General features: G+C 67.7%; 13 protein-coding genes, 1 tRNA gene and 2 pseudogenes. 10 read left to right on the top strand and 6 right to left on the bottom strand.

Features of this window, described 5'->3' with window-relative positions; all coding sequences use genetic code 11:
• Positions 1-17 precede the first annotated feature (17 nt).
• The gene (locus tag AC3WT0_RS11060) at positions 18-737 is read left to right on the top strand and encodes a haloacid dehalogenase type II (RefSeq protein WP_492753601.1); all 720 of its coding nucleotides are present in this window, start codon (positions 18-20) and stop codon (positions 735-737) included.
• A gap of 66 nt (positions 738-803) precedes the next feature.
• On the opposite strand, the pseudogene AC3WT0_RS11055 reads toward AC3WT0_RS11060, so the two are convergent.
• The 3 genes and pseudogenes from AC3WT0_RS11055 to AC3WT0_RS11045 form a co-directional block, all read right to left on the bottom strand.
• Positions 804-902, bottom strand: a pseudogene (locus AC3WT0_RS11055) (PEPxxWA-CTERM sorting domain-containing protein); the annotation flags it as partial.
• An 84-nt stretch (positions 903-986) separates the two neighbouring features.
• Positions 987-1961, bottom strand: a pseudogene (locus AC3WT0_RS11050) (NF038122 family metalloprotease); the annotation flags it as partial.
• A gap of 308 nt (positions 1962-2269) precedes the next feature.
• Positions 2270-2356 (bottom strand) — tRNA-Leu (locus AC3WT0_RS11045).
• Between the two features lie 136 nt (positions 2357-2492).
• On the opposite strand from AC3WT0_RS11045, the gene AC3WT0_RS11040 reads away from it, so the two are divergent.
• Entirely contained in the window at positions 2493-3863 is a 1371-nt protein-coding gene (locus AC3WT0_RS11040) for an MATE family efflux transporter (RefSeq protein ID WP_492753600.1), read from the top strand.
• Here the strand turns inward: AC3WT0_RS11040 and AC3WT0_RS11035 are convergent.
• Positions 3832-4572, bottom strand: a complete 741-nt coding sequence (locus tag AC3WT0_RS11035) for an MJ0042-type zinc finger domain-containing protein (RefSeq protein ID WP_492753599.1) — start codon at positions 4570-4572, stop codon at positions 3832-3834. The two genes, AC3WT0_RS11040 and AC3WT0_RS11035, sit on opposite strands and share 32 nt — an antisense overlap.
• A 201-nt stretch (positions 4573-4773) precedes the next feature.
• Between AC3WT0_RS11035 and ftsE the strand changes: the two genes are divergently transcribed.
• The 4 genes from ftsE to AC3WT0_RS11015 are packed head-to-tail and all read left to right on the top strand — an operon-like array spanning position 4774 to position 7590.
• Positions 4774-5487: a cell division ATP-binding protein FtsE gene (ftsE, locus tag AC3WT0_RS11030; protein WP_492753598.1), complete on the top strand. Its 714-nt coding sequence runs from the start codon at positions 4774-4776 to the stop codon at positions 5485-5487.
• Entirely contained in the window at positions 5484-6377 is an 894-nt protein-coding gene (locus AC3WT0_RS11025; protein WP_492753596.1) for a cell division protein FtsX, read from the top strand. The genes ftsE and AC3WT0_RS11025 overlap by 4 nt, the downstream gene beginning before the upstream one ends.
• Complete coding sequence (locus AC3WT0_RS11020; RefSeq protein WP_492753595.1) at positions 6374-6904, top strand: YdcF family protein; 531 nt, start codon at positions 6374-6376, stop codon at positions 6902-6904. Before AC3WT0_RS11025 ends, AC3WT0_RS11020 begins: the two co-directional genes overlap by 4 nt.
• A complete protein-coding gene (locus tag AC3WT0_RS11015) occupies positions 6901-7590 on the top strand; it encodes a lysophospholipid acyltransferase family protein (RefSeq protein ID WP_492753594.1) in 690 nt (229 codons plus the stop codon). Before AC3WT0_RS11020 ends, AC3WT0_RS11015 begins: the two co-directional genes overlap by 4 nt.
• A gap of 28 nt (positions 7591-7618) precedes the next feature.
• Here AC3WT0_RS11015 and AC3WT0_RS11010 read toward each other — a convergent pair whose 3' ends face one another.
• Entirely contained in the window at positions 7619-8527 is a 909-nt protein-coding gene (locus AC3WT0_RS11010; RefSeq protein WP_492753592.1) for a prephenate/arogenate dehydrogenase family protein, read from the bottom strand.
• Positions 8527-9639, bottom strand: coding sequence for a histidinol-phosphate transaminase (gene hisC / locus AC3WT0_RS11005; protein ID WP_492753591.1), 1113 nt, complete (start codon positions 9637-9639; stop codon positions 8527-8529). The genes AC3WT0_RS11010 and hisC overlap by 1 nt, the downstream gene beginning before the upstream one ends.
• 68 nt (positions 9640-9707) lie before the next feature.
• On the opposite strand from hisC, the gene metX reads away from it, so the two are divergent.
• From metX to AC3WT0_RS10985, 4 genes are all read left to right on the top strand, one after another.
• Positions 9708-10844 carry a homoserine O-acetyltransferase MetX gene (gene metX, locus AC3WT0_RS11000; RefSeq protein WP_492753589.1) on the top strand — a complete coding sequence of 379 codons (1137 nt, stop codon included), beginning with the start codon at positions 9708-9710 and terminating at the stop codon, positions 10842-10844.
• Positions 10845-10938: 94 nt separating this feature from the next.
• Positions 10939-11529, top strand: coding sequence for a methionine biosynthesis protein MetW (metW, locus tag AC3WT0_RS10995; RefSeq protein WP_492753588.1), 591 nt, complete (start codon positions 10939-10941; stop codon positions 11527-11529).
• A 105-nt stretch (positions 11530-11634) separates the two neighbouring features.
• The gene (locus AC3WT0_RS10990; protein WP_492753586.1) at positions 11635-13515 is read left to right on the top strand and encodes an ABC transporter ATP-binding protein; all 1881 of its coding nucleotides are present in this window, start codon (positions 11635-11637) and stop codon (positions 13513-13515) included.
• Positions 13516-13623: 108 nt separating this feature from the next.
• A complete protein-coding gene (locus AC3WT0_RS10985) occupies positions 13624-14445 on the top strand; it encodes a hypothetical protein (protein WP_492753585.1) in 822 nt (273 codons plus the stop codon).
• The last annotated feature ends 11 nt before the right edge of the window (positions 14446-14456 follow it).

Here is a 14456-nt window from a genome sequence, read left to right as displayed (position 1 = left end):
GAGCTAAGGGGAGCGGAATGACCTCAGCGATGCCCAAGGCGCTGGCCTTCGACGTGTTCGGTACGGTGGTCGACTGGCGGACCAGCATCGCGCGGGAGGCCGCGCCTTTCCTGACGGCGATCGGGCGCGAAGACATTGATCCCGGCACATTCGCCGATGGCTGGCGCGCGCGCTACCTGCCCGCGATGGCTGCAGTGACGGCAGGCCGCTCGTTCGTCATCCTCGACACGCTTCATCGCGAAATGCTCGACAGCCTGCTTGCCGATCTCGGCATCGATGCGACGGCGATCACGGAAAGCCGGCTCGCGGATTTGAATCGGGGCTGGCACCGGCTCGATCCCTGGCCCGATTCGGTGGCCGGCCTCACGCGGCTCAAGGCGCGCTTTCCCATCGTGACGCTGTCCAACGGCAATGTCGCGCTGATGCTCGCCATGGCGAAGCGCGCCAGCCTGCCGTGGGATGCCATTCTCGGCGCCGAATATAGCCGGGCCTACAAGCCTGCGCCCGAGGCCTATCTGGCGACGGCCCGGACGCTGCAGATCGCCCCCGGCGAACTTTGCCTGGTGGCAGCACATCACAGCGATCTCGCCGCCGCGCGTGCCTGCGGGCTGATGACGGCCTATATTGATCGGCCGATGGAATATGGCGGCCGCCCCGCCCCCGATCGCGATGCGGCGCAGGATTGGGATTATCGCGCGAATAGCATCGACGAACTGGCCGATCGGCTCGGCTGCTGAGCAGCGCAAATGAAAAGGGGCGCCCGCATTGGCGGACGCCCTTTTTCATTGTGGCAAGACGATCGATCAGCCGAAGGCAATCGTCGCCCGGCGGCGGCGCACCGCAGCGCCGACCATGCCGAAGCCGGCGATCAGCATTGCCCAGGTCGCGGGCTCCGGCACGCTCGCCGCAAAACGGCGATAAATGTCGGCCGAGGTGATCTTGTAGTCGGAATTGGCGAGAACGTCGAAGGAGAGGTTCCAGCCCAGTGCATCGAAGGCCGCGAGGTCCAGCGCGGTGATCTCACCCATCTGCGCGTAGCAGAAGTTGGGATCCATGATGCCTTCCTGTCCGGTGCAGCCGCCCAGATCCTTCCAGTGCGAGGCCTGCTGGCCATCGCCCTGATTGCGACCGGTGGAGAAGAGCGAGCCGCCGAACAGCTGATTCTGACCGCCGTCGATCGAGAAATAGGCATTCGCGCCGACCGACAGGTCGAGCGCCGGCCCGGCTCCCGGAGCGACGTTGTTCGGATCGCTGCTGTAACGGAACAGGTCGAGCGTGGTCCAGATATTGCTCGATCCGTTGGCGTTGGCATTGGCGTTGGCAGGATTGTCGTAGATGTCGACACCGCTGGTGAAGCCCAGCGCGTGGCCGATCTCGTGGATCGCAACGCCGATGAAGTCCATCGTGCCCGGCGTGATGCCGTCGGTCGGGTCGAAGTCGAAGGCGAAGTTGGTGCTGAAATTCACCTGCGCATCGCGTTGAGTCGGACTGAACCCGGTATAACCGAGCGCCTTCAATGCCGCGCCGTTGACGCCCAGCGTCATGTTGTTGGCGCTGTTGTCATTGTCGAACACCTGCTTCGAAACGTCGATGCCGATCTTGGTCGCATCGTTGCGATAGCCGCTGGTGATCATCTGCAGGCCGCCGGCCGCGGTCAGCGGCGTCAGGTTGGCAACGGCGGTGGTGTCGAGCGCGCTGTTCCCGGTCGCGGCAAGCTGCTGATAGACGCTCGTCGTCGTCACGCTGTAGCGCGTGCTGCCAGTCGAACCGATCACGTTGGTAGCAAGCGGAATGTAGCCGATCTCGAGGCGGACGACGGCGTCGCTGGTCAGCACCGACGACCAGTAAGCGGCAGCCATCTTGAAACCGCGCTCGGCGACGGTGCCGGCGACCGATCCGTTATAGTCGACGAGCTGGAAGGTGAGCGCCTGAGCCGGCTGGGCGACAAGCGCGGCGCCCATCGCGGCACCGAACAGCACCGAACGCGAAAACTTGGACATTTTGAACCCCCATGAATGCAGCAGTTGACCCCAGAGCCCATTCGAGTGCGGTTTCCCCGACCGCCGAATGATTAACGTCAGATTAACTTCATTTAATGCCGGGTCAACGCGCAAAGCATTGCGCAGCAAGGGAAGGCCGGCATCAACCGTACCAAAACGGGATGGTCTGCAGCTGCCTTGCAAGCACGAGCGCCACCGATCGCGACAGGCGCGATCCGCCCGTGCTCCCGGAGCCGGAATGGCGCCCGACATTTCCGAATTTGGTGAGTTGGTGCGGTCGAGAAGACTCGAACTTCCACGGCCTTTCGGCCACAACGACCTCAACGTTGCGCGTCTACCAGTTCCGCCACGACCGCACTCAAGAACATCCGCCGGAGGACCCGGCGTCTGGCAGGCGCGTGCCTCTAGCAAAGCGGATCGGGCTCCGCAATGGCATAAGTGACTCTTTCGCGAGGGGGTGCGCAGAGCCGCCGGGCGGGCTAGTCGCATGCGATGCAGGCATCGCCCTCCCCGACGCACGATACGCTTTCCACGGAAGTGCGGCGCGTGCTGGCGCTCGCCTGGCCGGTGACGCTGACCAGCCTCAACTGGACGTTGCTGCACCTCACCGACGTGGCAGTGGTCGGGTTCGCCGGGACGGGCGAGGTCGCCGCGCTGGGGGCAAGCCGCGCGCTGACCTATGTCACGATCGTCGCGGGCATTGCCTGGCTGTCGGGCGTGCTCGTCTTCGTCTCGCGCGCGGATGGCGCGAGCGACGCATGTGAAGCCGGGCTGCGGCTGCGTGCCGGGCTGTGTTTCGGCTTCCTGCTGGGATCGGCGATGGCGGCGATCCTCTTCGTCTTCGCCGCGCCGCTCCTGACCTTCATCGGGGTCGAGGCGCATGTCGCGCCGCGCGCCGCGCAAGTCGTGCGCGCCATCGCCCTCGCCTACCCCTGTACCTTCCTGACGATGGCGGCGAGCTATTATCTCGAAGGCGTCAGCCGCCCGCGCCGCGTGCTCGCCGTCAATCTCGCCATGCTGCCCGCCAATGCGCTGCTCGCCTGGGCGCTTGCGGTCGGCGCGCTGGGGCTGCCCAGGCTTGGCGCGGTGGGCGCGGCGCTGGCGACGACGATCGTCTCGCTGTTCGGCGCAGCGCTGATGGTCGCTTCCGCGTTGAGCCTGTCACGCACCCGCGAGCGCGCCGCGCACCTCGCCCCGGAATGGAGCGCCGCCATCCGCGCCATAAACCAGCTCGTTCGCTTCGGGTTCATTCCCGCAATTGCCGCGGCCCTCGAACTTGGCGGCTTCGCGATCCTCATTGCGCTGTCGACGCAATTGGGAACGGCCGCCGCGCACGCCTTCCAGATCGTTTTTTCGGTCCATAACCTTACCTTCGCGCTGGCGCTCGGCCTGGGATCGGCGGCGGGCGTGCGCACCGGTAACGCCGTTGGCGAGGGCCGTCCCGAGGCGGCGAGGCGGCGCGCGCTGATCGCGGCGTCGATCGCCATCGGCCTGACCGCGCTGGCAGCGCTGATTGTCGGGCTGTCCGCGCGCCCGCTGGCGGGCCTTTTCCCCGCAACGGAGCAGGTCCACGTGCTGGCGGCGGCGATGCTGCCCTGGTGGGCGCCTTTCATCCTGTTCGACGGTGCGCAGGTCGTCTTCGTCTATGCGCTACGCTCGCTCGGCGATCAGGTCGCGGCGGGGATGGCCAGTATCGTCGCCTTCTTCCTGCTGACCGGGGGCGCGGGCTGGCTGCTCGTCGCGCACGGCTTCGGCCCGTTCGCGCTGGTATGGGCGTCGGGGATCGGGATGGTCGCCGCTGCCTTGCTGCAGGGCGGACGCTTCCTGTGGGTCAGCCGACCGAGCCGGCGAAACTCAGGTTGAGCGTGCGCGACGCCTTGGGAACGTTGACCTCGGCCGAATTGAATTCGGTGGTCGCCTTCGGGGCGAGGGTGCGGACCGAGGGTGTGATCGTCCAGCTATAGACCACCCGACCCTGCGCATCGCGAAGCTCGGCGCGGATATCCGGCACGCGCTGCGCCCGGTCGGTCGCGTTGATCACCCGGCCGGTCACCGCGAACAGTTCGTTGCCGCTCGCCAGCGTCCGCCGCTCGGGCTTGTTGGGCACTTCTAGGAGCAGCGCCGTCTCGCTGCTCGCGCCGGGCAGCCCCAGCCGGCCGGCGATCGTCGGGCTGCCGAAATAGCTGAGCGCGCCGATCGCTGCGAACATCAGCAATGCCGCCACCGCAGCGGCGATCGTCCAGCGGCGCGCCGGATTGCGGCGCGGGCGGAACGGCGGCTCGTGCGCGAAGGCATCATGCGTCGGGGCGGGTTCGGGAGGGGCGACGACGTCCTCGTCGACGAAGCGCTCGACGATGGGCGGCGCGGGCGGCGGTGCTGCCGGAGGCGAAGGCGCGGTAGCGACCGCGGCCGCGACTTGCGCCACCGGCTGCGGCGCATCGACCTCGATCGTCGGGCCATCCTGGAACCAGCTATGCCGGCATGCCGCGCAACGCACGGCGCGCCCCGCAGGCCCGATCGCGCTGTCTGGAACCACATAACGGGTGCGGCATTCGGGGCATTGCAGGATCATTCGCGGCCGTCGGGCTCTTTCTGGTGGTGAAATCCGTTCTAAGCATCGAACCATGGCGGCTGGCAAGCATCCATGCAGCGCATTGCGCTTGCGCAACGACGCCCGCTAAGCATTGACGGCTTTACGGCGCGCCGCCGCTCATGCGATGGCGGGCCTGCATGGGGGCGGCGTCACTCTTGAGCGGGCAGGACTGAGGGCGCGATGGCGAACATCGTGCAGTTCGAGAATGTGGGCCTGCGCTACGGCACGGGCGCCGAAACGCTGTCGGACGTCAGCTTCTCGCTCGCCTCGGGCGCCTTCTATTTCCTCACCGGCCCTTCGGGCGCGGGCAAGACCTCGCTGCTCAAGCTGCTTTATCTGGCGCAGCGGCCAAGCCGCGGGCTGATCCGCCTGTTCGGCGAGGATGCGGTGACGATGCCGCGCGATCGGCTGCCCGGCTTCCGGCGGCGGATCGGCGTCGTCTTCCAGGACTTCCGGCTGGTGCCTCATCTGTCGGCCTACGACAATGTCGCACTGCCGTTGCGCGTGGCGGGGGTCGAGGAGCGCGATCTCGAAAACCCCGTGCGCGAGATGCTGGCCTGGGTGGGGCTGGGCGAGCGGGCGAGCGCGCGTCCTGCTACCTTGTCAGGGGGAGAACAGCAGCGCGTGGCGATCGCGCGCGCGGTGATCGCGCGGCCCGAGATCCTTGTGGCCGACGAACCCACCGGCAACGTCGATCCCGAGATGGCGAACCGCCTGCTCCACCTGTTCGACGCGCTCAACAAGCTGGGCACGACGATCGTCGTCGCGACGCACGACATGCACCTGCTGGCGCGCGTGCCCAATGCGCAGATCATGCGCCTCGACAAGGGACGCGTGTCCGACCCGAGTGGGCTGCTGCGCAATCCGCCGCGCGCGCCAGGGGCCGGCGCATGAGCCTCGACTGGCGCATCTCGGCGGCAGACCGGCGGCTGCTGCCCGAGGGGCGGCTGGCCGGCCCGATGCCCTGGGTGATCGCGATCATGGTGTTCCTGACCGTGCTGGCAACCGCTGCCGGGCTTGGCCTCAACACGGCCGCAAGCTCTTTGAATGCTGAGCTTTCCGGCCGTGTCACCGTGCAGGTGATCGAGGCCAATCCCACGGTGCGCGAGCAGGCGGCGGCGCGCATCGCCGTGGCGCTCGACCGCTTGTCCAACGTCCGCGCGGTGAAGCGCGTCGACGACAAGGAAGTGATGGCGCTGCTCCGCCCCTGGCTGGGCAGCGACGCGATCGACCCCGACCTTCCCGTCCCCGCGCTGATCGACGCCGACCTGAAGCGCGTCGACGATCGCGCGCTGGCCGAGATCGATAGGACGATCCGCGCGATCAGCCCCAGTGCCCGCGCCGATGCGCATGCGCGCTGGCTGAGCCCGCTCGCGCGCCTGTTCACCGCGCTCAAATGGCTGGCGGTGGGCCTTGTCGTGCTGATGGGCATCGCGACGGCTGCGTCGGTGGTGCTCGCCGCGCGCGCGGCGCTCGACACGCACCGGCCGACGATCGACGTGCTCCACCTGCTCGGCGCGACCGACGGGCAGATCGCCCGCCTGTTCCAGCGACGCATCGCGCTCGACGCGCTGTTCAGCGGCATGCTCGGCTTCCTCGGCGGGGCGATCGTCATCCTGCTGCTCGCGATCCGCATCAATGCGGTGGGGGCCGATCTGCTGGGATCGATCCACCTGTCGCGGCTCGACTGGCTGTGGCTGCTCGCCGTACCCTGCGCCGGAACGCTCGTTGCCACCTTCTCTTCACGTCTGACGGTGATAAGGGCGTTGCGGAGGAGATTGTGATCCGGCGTTTCGTCTCGGCCCTGTTGCTTGTCTATGCGATCGGCTTCGCGCTGTTCGCGGTTCTCCTGCCGCGTCCGGCCGACGAGGAAGAGACCGACGCGATCGTCGTGCTGACCGGCGGCGCGGCGCGGATCGAGCGCGGCCTGACGCTGATCGAGGCGCGCAAGGCCAGACGCATGCTCATTTCCGGGGTCGATCGTTCGGTGCGCCCGCGCGACCTGGCGACGCGCTACAAGACGCCGATGCGCGTCTTCGACTGCTGCATCGATCTGGGGCGCGAGGCGGTGGACACGCGGTCCAACGCCGATGAAGTGGCCGAATGGGTGCGCGAGCATGGATATCGCAGCGTCCGGCTGGTGACGACCGACTGGCATATGCCGCGCGCCGCCTTCGAGATCGGACGCGCGCTGCCGCCGGGCGTCACGCTGCTGAAGGACGCGGTGCGGAGCAATCCGGGCTTCATGATGCTGCTGACCGAATATAATAAATATCTGCTGCGCCGCGCGGCGGTATTGGCGGGCCTATGATCGCCTTCATCCGATCGCTTCTGTTCGCCGTGATCTTCTACATCGGGACGGCGCTGATCGTCCTGTCCGCCTTCGCCGCCGCACTGTTCGGCCGCGCCGCGCTGCTGCGCTTCGTCCAGCTCTGGGCGCGCTATCACCGTTTCTGCGCGCGCTGGATTCTGGGCATCACCAGCCGGGTGGAAGGCGAAGTGCCCAGGGGCGCGCTGCTCGTCGTGGGCAAACATGAAGCGATGTTCGAGACGGTCGACCTGCTGCTCGTCCTCGATGCGCCCGCCATCGTGCTCAAGCGCGAGTTGATCGACATTCCGGTCTGGGGCCGGCTTGCGCGCCTCTATGGCGCGATCGTCGTAGATCGCGCGGCGGGGGCTGGCGCGATGCGCCGGATGCTGAAGGACGGGCGCGAGGCGATCGCGCAGGGTCGCGCCATCCTGCTGTTCCCCGAAGGCACGCGCGTGCGCCACGGCGCGAAGCCGCCGATGCGTTCGGGCTTCGCGGGGCTTTACAAGATGCTCGACCTGCCGGTGCTGCCGATCGCCTGCGACAGCGGACGGCTATGGCCGCGCAAGGGCTTCATCAAGCGGCCGGGCGTCATCACCTATCGCATCGGCGCGATCATGCCGCCGGGGCTCGACCGCAAGGAAGCCGAGGCACGCGTCCATGCCGCGATCAACGTGTTGAACGGTTGAGGCCTGCCCGCGCGACGATGACGACGGGCTATTCGTGCGAGCGGCCGAAATCGGGGCGGGCATCGTCCTGGCCCTGTTCGATGATGCTGCGGCGGACGGCGCGGGTGCGCGTGAACAGATCGAACAGCGCGTCGCCGTCGCCCCAGCGGATCGCGCGCTGGAGCGCGGTCAGATCCTCCGAGAAGCGTTGAAGCATCTCGAGCACCGCATCCTTGTTGGCGAGGAAGACGTCGCGCCACATCGTCGGGTCGGAAGCCGCGATGCGCGTGAAGTCACGGAAGCCGCCGGCCGAATATTTGATCACTTCGGAACGCGTCACCGCTTCGAGATCGGATGCCGTGCCGACGATCGAATAGGCGATCAGGTGCGGCAAATGGCTGGTGATGGCGAGCACGAGATCGTGGTGCGGCGCGTCCATCGTCTCGACATTGGCGCCGAGCGCCTGCCAGAAGGCCTCGACGCGCGCGACCGCTATAGGGTCCGCACCTTCGGGCGGCGTGACGATGCACCAGCGCCCGTGGAACAGGCTGGCGAAACCAGCCTCGGGCCCGCTGCGTTCGGTGCCGGCGACGGGATGCGCCGGGATGACGGTCGCGCCGGGAAGCGTCTCGCCCAATGCCGCGATCACGCTGGCCTTGGACGAGCCGACATCGCTGACGATCGCATCGGCGGGCAGATCGGCGGCGATCGCGCGTCCGACCTCGCCCATCGCGCCGACGGGCACGCACAGCACGACCAGATCGGCATCCGTGACGGCCGCGCCCGGCGTATCGGCGACGTCGTCGCACAGATCGAGCCGCCGGACGGTTTCGCGCACCTGCGGATCGGCATCATGGCCGGTCAGACGCACCGTCGGCATGCGCTGGCGGATCGCACGCGCGAGCGAGGAGCCGATCAGCCCCAGCCCGATGATCGAGACGCGCGCGAAGGGCAGCATCAGCCCTTCGCCTCGACGATGACGCGCAGCGCGGCGGCGAGCCCCTGCGTCTCTTCCTCGGTGCCGATCGAAAGGCGCAGGCCGTGGCCCAGCTTCTGCCCCGGCAGCCAGCGAACGATATAGCCGGCGTCCATCAGCCCCTTATACGCTTCCTCGGCGGTCAGCCTGCCTTCGAACAGCACGAGGAGGAAATTGGCCTTGGACGGCACGACTCGCAGGCCGTGATTGCCCAGCGCCCCGATCTCAGCCGCCAGCCAGGCGCGCCATCTGTCGTTGTGGAGACGGCTGCGCTCGATGAAGCCATCGTCGCCGAGCGCCGCGATCGCGGCCGCCTGCCCGGCGCTGGTGATGTTGAAGGGCGCGCGGATGCGGTGCATCGCGGCCACCGCCTCCGCCGAGCCATAGCCCCAGCCGATACGCTCCGCCGCCAGCCCGAAAATCTTCGAGAAGGTGCGCGTGACGATGACGTTGGGCGCGGTCTGCGCGAGCGCGAAGGCGCCATCGTCATCGGCTTCGTCGAGATATTCGGCATAGGCCTGATCGACCACGAGCATCACATGCGCAGGCAGGCCGGCGTGCAGACGCTCGATCTCGCCACGCGGCGCATAGGTGCCGGTAGGATTGTTGGGATTGGCGATGAAGACGACGCGCGTGCGCGGCGTGACGGCGGCGAGGATCGCATCGACATCGGTCGCATAATCCCTGTCGGGCGCGACGACCGGATCGGCGCCCACGCGCCGCGCCGCGATCTCATAGACCGAGAAGCCGTAGCGCACGAACACCACTTCGTCGCCCGCACCGGCATAGGCGCCGGCGGCGAGATGGAGCACTTCGTCCGAACCGGTGCCGTAGATGATGCGCGCGGGATCGAGGCCGTATTTGGCGGCGATCGCCTCGCGCAGCAGCGCAGCGCTGGCATCGGGATAGCGATCGAGATCGCCCGCGTGGCGGCCAAACGCGTCGCGCGCCGCCTGCCCGGTGCCGAGCGGATTTTCGTTCGACGACATCTTGGCGACCTTGCGCCCGTCATCGGTGGTCGAACGGCCCGGCACATAGGGCGCGATCGCCATGATCCAGTCCTTGGGAACGGGCTTGCTGAGCGTCTCTGTCATAGCCCGAGGCCCCTAGCGCCCACGCGCACCGATTGACAAGGCGGCGGCGCGCCCCCTAGCGCTGCGGCGTGCTCGACGACGCCCGCTTCGGCCTTGCCCGCCATGTTCGCCTGCCCGGCCCTTTCAGGCTGGACGGGGGGGCGAACCTCGCCGAGATCGAGATCGGATACGAGACCTATGGCGCGCTCGACGCCGAGGCGACCAACGCGATCCTCATATGCCACGCGCTGACCGGCGACCAGCATGTCGCCTCCACCCATCCGCGCACCGGCAAGCCCGGCTGGTGGCAGCGCATGGTGGGCGAAGGCAAGCCCATCGACCCGGCGCGCCACTTCATCATCTGCGCCAATGTGCTGGGCAGTTGCATGGGATCGACGGGGCCGGCGAGCATCGATCCGGCGACGGGCACGCCCTATGCGATGCGCTTTCCGGTCATCACCATCCGCGACATGGTGCGCGCGCAGAAGGCGCTGCTCGACCATCTCGGCATCGCGCGGCTGCGCGCGATCGTCGGCGGATCGATGGGCGGGATGCAGGCGCTGAGCTGGGCCGCAACCTACCCGCACCGCGCCGAGGCTTTCGTGGTGATCGCGTCGGCGGCGCGCCATTCGGCGCAGAATATCGCCTTCCACGAAGTCGGTCGGCAGGCGGTGATGGCCGATCCCCGGTGGCGGGGCGGCGATTATTATGACGGCGAGCCGCCGGCCGCAGGGCTGGCGGTCGCCCGGATGGCGGCGCACATCACCTATCTTTCCGAAGCCGGGCTGACCGAGAAGTTCGGCCGGCGCCTGCAGGCGCGCCCGGAAAAGCCATTTGGGGAAAAGAGCTTCGGCTTCGACGCCGATTTCCAGGTCGAGAGCTATTTGCGGCATCAGGGGCTGGCCTTCACCGACCGGTTCGACGCCAACAGCTATCTCTACATCACGCGCGCGATGGATTATTTCGACGTGGCGGAAGAGCATGGCGGGCGGCTGGGCGACGCCTTCCGCGGCACGCAGGCGCGCTTCTGCGTCGTCAGCTTCGACACCGACTGGCTTTACCCGACATCGGAATCGCGCGCCGTGGTCCACGCGCTCAACGCGGCGGGGGCGCCGGTGAGCTTCGTCGAGCTGAAGGCGCCCTTCGGGCATGACAGCTTCCTGCTCGACGTGCCCGAGCTTAATCGCGTGGTCGACGGCTTCCTGCGCGCGGGTGAGCGGCGATGACCGCGCTGCGCCTTTTTCCGTTCGTGTCGAGCGAAGTCGAGACATGTCGGCGCCAGCGCCCCTCGACTTCGCTCGGGACGAACGGAGGATCCGCATGACCGCGCTGCGCCCCGACCTTGCGGTGATCGCGGCCAATGTCGCCCCCGGTGCGCGCGTGCTCGACGTCGGCTGCGGCGACGGGGCGCTGATGGCGGCGCTGCGCGACACGCGCGGCGTCGATGCGCGCGGGCTGGAGATCGACGCGGAGAATGTCGCGGCGGCAGTGGCGCGCGGCCTCTCGGTCATCCAGGGCGATGCCGACGCCGATCTGGCCGACTATCCCGATGCGGCCTTCGACTATGCGATCCTCAGCCAGACGCTGCAGACGACGCAGCGGCCCGACCGCGTACTGGACCAACTGCTGAGGATCGGGACGCGCGCCTTCGTCTCCTTCCCCAATTTCGCGCACTGGCGCGTACGCGCCTCTCTGCTGTGGGGCGGGCGGATGCCGGTGACCAAGCTGTTGCCCGTCGCCTGGTATGAGACGCCCAACATCCACCATGTCACGATCGACGATTTCCGCGCCTATGTGCGCGACAATGGGATAACCGTCGAAGGGGCGTGGTTCCTCAACCGCGGGCGGCCGACCAGCGCCGCCGCCGCCAACTTCCGCGCGGAGCATGCGGTGTTCCTTTTGCGACGATAGCGACAAACGGAGTTAATTAGCGGTTCATTCGCGCATCCTTCTGTGCTTCGGTGAGTTTGCTGCGTTGCACAACCCCCTTTCCGGCCGGGTTTGAAGGAACTCATATTGCCCTTTCTCGCCAGCCCCTTGCGCTTCCTGGTCCATTATGTGGCGGCAAGGCCGATCGGATTCGCGCTGCTGACCTTGCTGGTGGTCTTCGCCTCGGCCAGCGCCGTGGGCGTCCAATATGCGATGAAGCTGCTCGTCGACGCGATGACGGGCGCGTTGCACGATCTGGGCGCCGTCCGCTTCGCGCTGTTCGCCTTTGTCGGCCTCGTTGCGATCGAGAGCGGCTTCCTGCGCGCGGGCGCCATGCAGCTGTGCCGGATGACCGTATCGACGGGCGTGCGCATCCGCCTCGACATGTTCGGCTATCTGAGCGGGCACCAGATCGCCTTCTTCCAGAATGAGCGGGCGGGATCGCTGGGGCACCGCGTCGGCGCGCTCACCGGATCGTTCAGCGCGCTGATCCACCGCATCCTGATGGAGATCACCCCGCCGCTGATCGCCTTCGCCGGCGCGCTGCTGATCTTCCTGACCATCGATGTGCGCATGGCGATCGTGCTGGCGCTGATCTTCCTTGTCGCGAGCGGCGTGCTGGTGACGCTCGGCCTGCGCGGCGACGTCTATCACAAGGCGTTCGCGCGCAAGGCGAGCAACAGCAGCGGCGAGCTGGTCGACCTCATCACCAATATCCGCGCGGTGAAGGCCTTCGCCGCGCGCGAGCGCGAGACCGACCGGCTGCGCGGCTTCTTCGAGGAGGATGCGGCGGCGCAGCGGCGCGGCTGGTTCTTCGTCGAGCGCATCCGCTGCCTGCACGACGTGGCGCTGGTCATCCTCGTCGGCGGCACCTTGCTGTGGGCGATCGGCTATTGGTCGACCGGCGCGATCACCGCCGGCGACGTGGTCGTCATCAGCGCGATGACCTTCCGCATGCTCAACGGATCGCGCGACCTGGCGATGGCGCTGATCGATACCAGCCAGCAGTTCAGCTATCTGCGCGAGACGCTGGAGATCATCGGTGCGCCGCAGACGTTGGTCGACGCACCCGACGCGCAGCCGCTGCGCCCGAGCAGCGGATCGATCCGGCTCGAGAATGTCAGCTTCGGCTACGATCCGCACCGCCCGGTGCTCCACGATCTCAGCATCGAGGTGCCGGCGGGGCAGAAAGTGGGCATCGTCGGCCCGTCGGGCGCGGGCAAATCGACCATCCTCCAGCTTGTCCAGCGCCTCTACGACGTGCAGGCGGGGCGCATCCTGATCGACGGGCAGGCGATCGACGGGGTGACGCAGGACAGCCTGCACGAAGCGGTCGCCGTGGTGCCGCAGGAAGTGCTGCTGTTTCACCGGTCGATCATGGAGAATATCCGCTTCGCGCGCGCCGATGCGACCGACGAGGAAATCCGCCGCGCGGCCGAGGCGGCGCATTGCGACGCCTTCATCCGTGCCATGCCGCAGGGCTATGACAGCATCGTGGGCGAGCGCGGCACCAACTTGTCGGGCGGCCAGCGCCAGCGCATCGGCATCGCACGTGCCTTCCTGAAGGACAGCCGTATCGTGCTGCTCGACGAGGCAACGTCGGCGCTCGACACCGGATCGGAGATCGAGGTGCAGCAGGGCCTCGACGCGCTGATGGCCAACCGCACCGTGCTGGCAGTGGCGCACCGCCTGTCGACCGTCGTCGCCTTCGACCGCATCCTCGTGGTCGAGGATGGCCGCGTGGTCGAGGACGGTCCGCCGATGCACCTGCTGCGCGAAGGCGGTGCATTCCGCCGGCTATGGGCGATGCAGGCCGAAGGGCTCGACCTGCCGCTCGCCGAAGCCGCGGAGCCGGCACGCGCGCCCACCACGACCGTCTCGCTGCCCATCGCGTTGCCGCGCCCGATGGGCGTCCGCCCCTCTGTACGGGCAGCGCGTTGGAGCGGCTTCGCCCGCCGCCGCGAATAGTATGCACGATTGACAGCCTGACCGCCGCCCCACAGGATCGGCGGCGCGGGACGGGGGGCGCTTCCGCATCGATGCCGGCTGGACCGGCGGGCGTGGCGGGGGTGGGCGATGCCGTTCAAGCGAGCGCATTATTTCGTCATATTGTTGATCGTTGCGACGGGCTTTGCCTTCTGGAGCAGCTATCTGGGCAAACTGTCGAGCGCGCCGGCCGCCTGGCACCTGCACGGCGTGAGCGCCGGGCTGTGGATGGCGCTGCTGGCGATACAAAGCTGGTCCGCGACCACAAGGCGCTTCGCGTTGCACGGCGCCGCCGGCAAGGCGAGCCTTGCACTCTTTCCCATCTTCTTCGCGGGCGGCTGGGGCGTCGTGTGGACGATGGCGAAGGCGACGCCGGGCGACATTTTCTACGAGATTTACGGCGCGCGCCTCGGCACGCTCGATATCAGCGCCAATTTTGCCGTGGGCTGGCTCTATTATGTGGCGCTGCGCGACCGGCGGAATGTCCAGCTTCATGCGCGCGCGATGCTCGCGACGCCGATCTTCCTGATTTCACCGATATTGGGGCGGCTGTTCGACCATTTCATGCCCGGCCTGATCATGGCCGGGCCGCAGGACTTCTATCTTTTCGCCTATTCGACGCACCTCGCCAATCTGGTCGCCCTGCTGCTGGCGCTATGGCTTTACCGGCAGGCCCCGCGCCACGGCAGCGCGTTTCTGTTCACCGCCATCATCATCGGGATCCAGAGCATCCTGTTCGAGACGCTGGGGCGGCGCGCCGCGTGGCGAGCGCTTTTCGTCGGGATCGGATCGCTTCCCGAACTGCCCTGGCTGCTGCTGTGGCTGGCGGTGGGCGCGGCGATCGCGTGGTTCGGCTGGACTGCGGGGCGAAAGCCGGCGCCGAAAGCAAAGACGGCCCCCGAACCCGCCTAGAGCGCCTGCCG

This window comes from Sphingomonas sp. EU05-FHT14C10 (genome assembly GCF_058790595.1).
The sequence above is the reverse complement of the archived record's forward strand: the minus strand, read 5'-3'. Positions and strand labels throughout refer to the sequence as shown.

Coding starts and splice junctions, on each gene's coding strand:
- AC3WT0_RS11060 (WP_492753601.1), top strand. CDS start 18: ATGACCTCAGCGATGCCCAAGGCGCTGGCCTTCGACGTGTTCGGTACG.
- AC3WT0_RS11040 (WP_492753600.1), top strand. CDS start 2,493: ATGCAGGCATCGCCCTCCCCGACGCACGATACGCTTTCCACGGAAGTG.
- AC3WT0_RS11035 (WP_492753599.1), bottom strand. CDS start 4,572: ATGATCCTGCAATGCCCCGAATGCCGCACCCGTTATGTGGTTCCAGAC.
- ftsE (WP_492753598.1), top strand. CDS start 4,774: ATGGCGAACATCGTGCAGTTCGAGAATGTGGGCCTGCGCTACGGCACG.
- AC3WT0_RS11025 (WP_492753596.1), top strand. CDS start 5,484: ATGAGCCTCGACTGGCGCATCTCGGCGGCAGACCGGCGGCTGCTGCCC.
- AC3WT0_RS11015 (WP_492753594.1), top strand. CDS start 6,901: ATGATCGCCTTCATCCGATCGCTTCTGTTCGCCGTGATCTTCTACATC.
- AC3WT0_RS11010 (WP_492753592.1), bottom strand. CDS start 8,527: ATGCTGCCCTTCGCGCGCGTCTCGATCATCGGGCTGGGGCTGATCGGC.
- hisC (WP_492753591.1), bottom strand. CDS start 9,639: ATGACAGAGACGCTCAGCAAGCCCGTTCCCAAGGACTGGATCATGGCG.
- metW (WP_492753588.1), top strand. CDS start 10,939: ATGACCGCGCTGCGCCCCGACCTTGCGGTGATCGCGGCCAATGTCGCC.
- AC3WT0_RS10985 (WP_492753585.1), top strand. CDS start 13,624: ATGCCGTTCAAGCGAGCGCATTATTTCGTCATATTGTTGATCGTTGCG.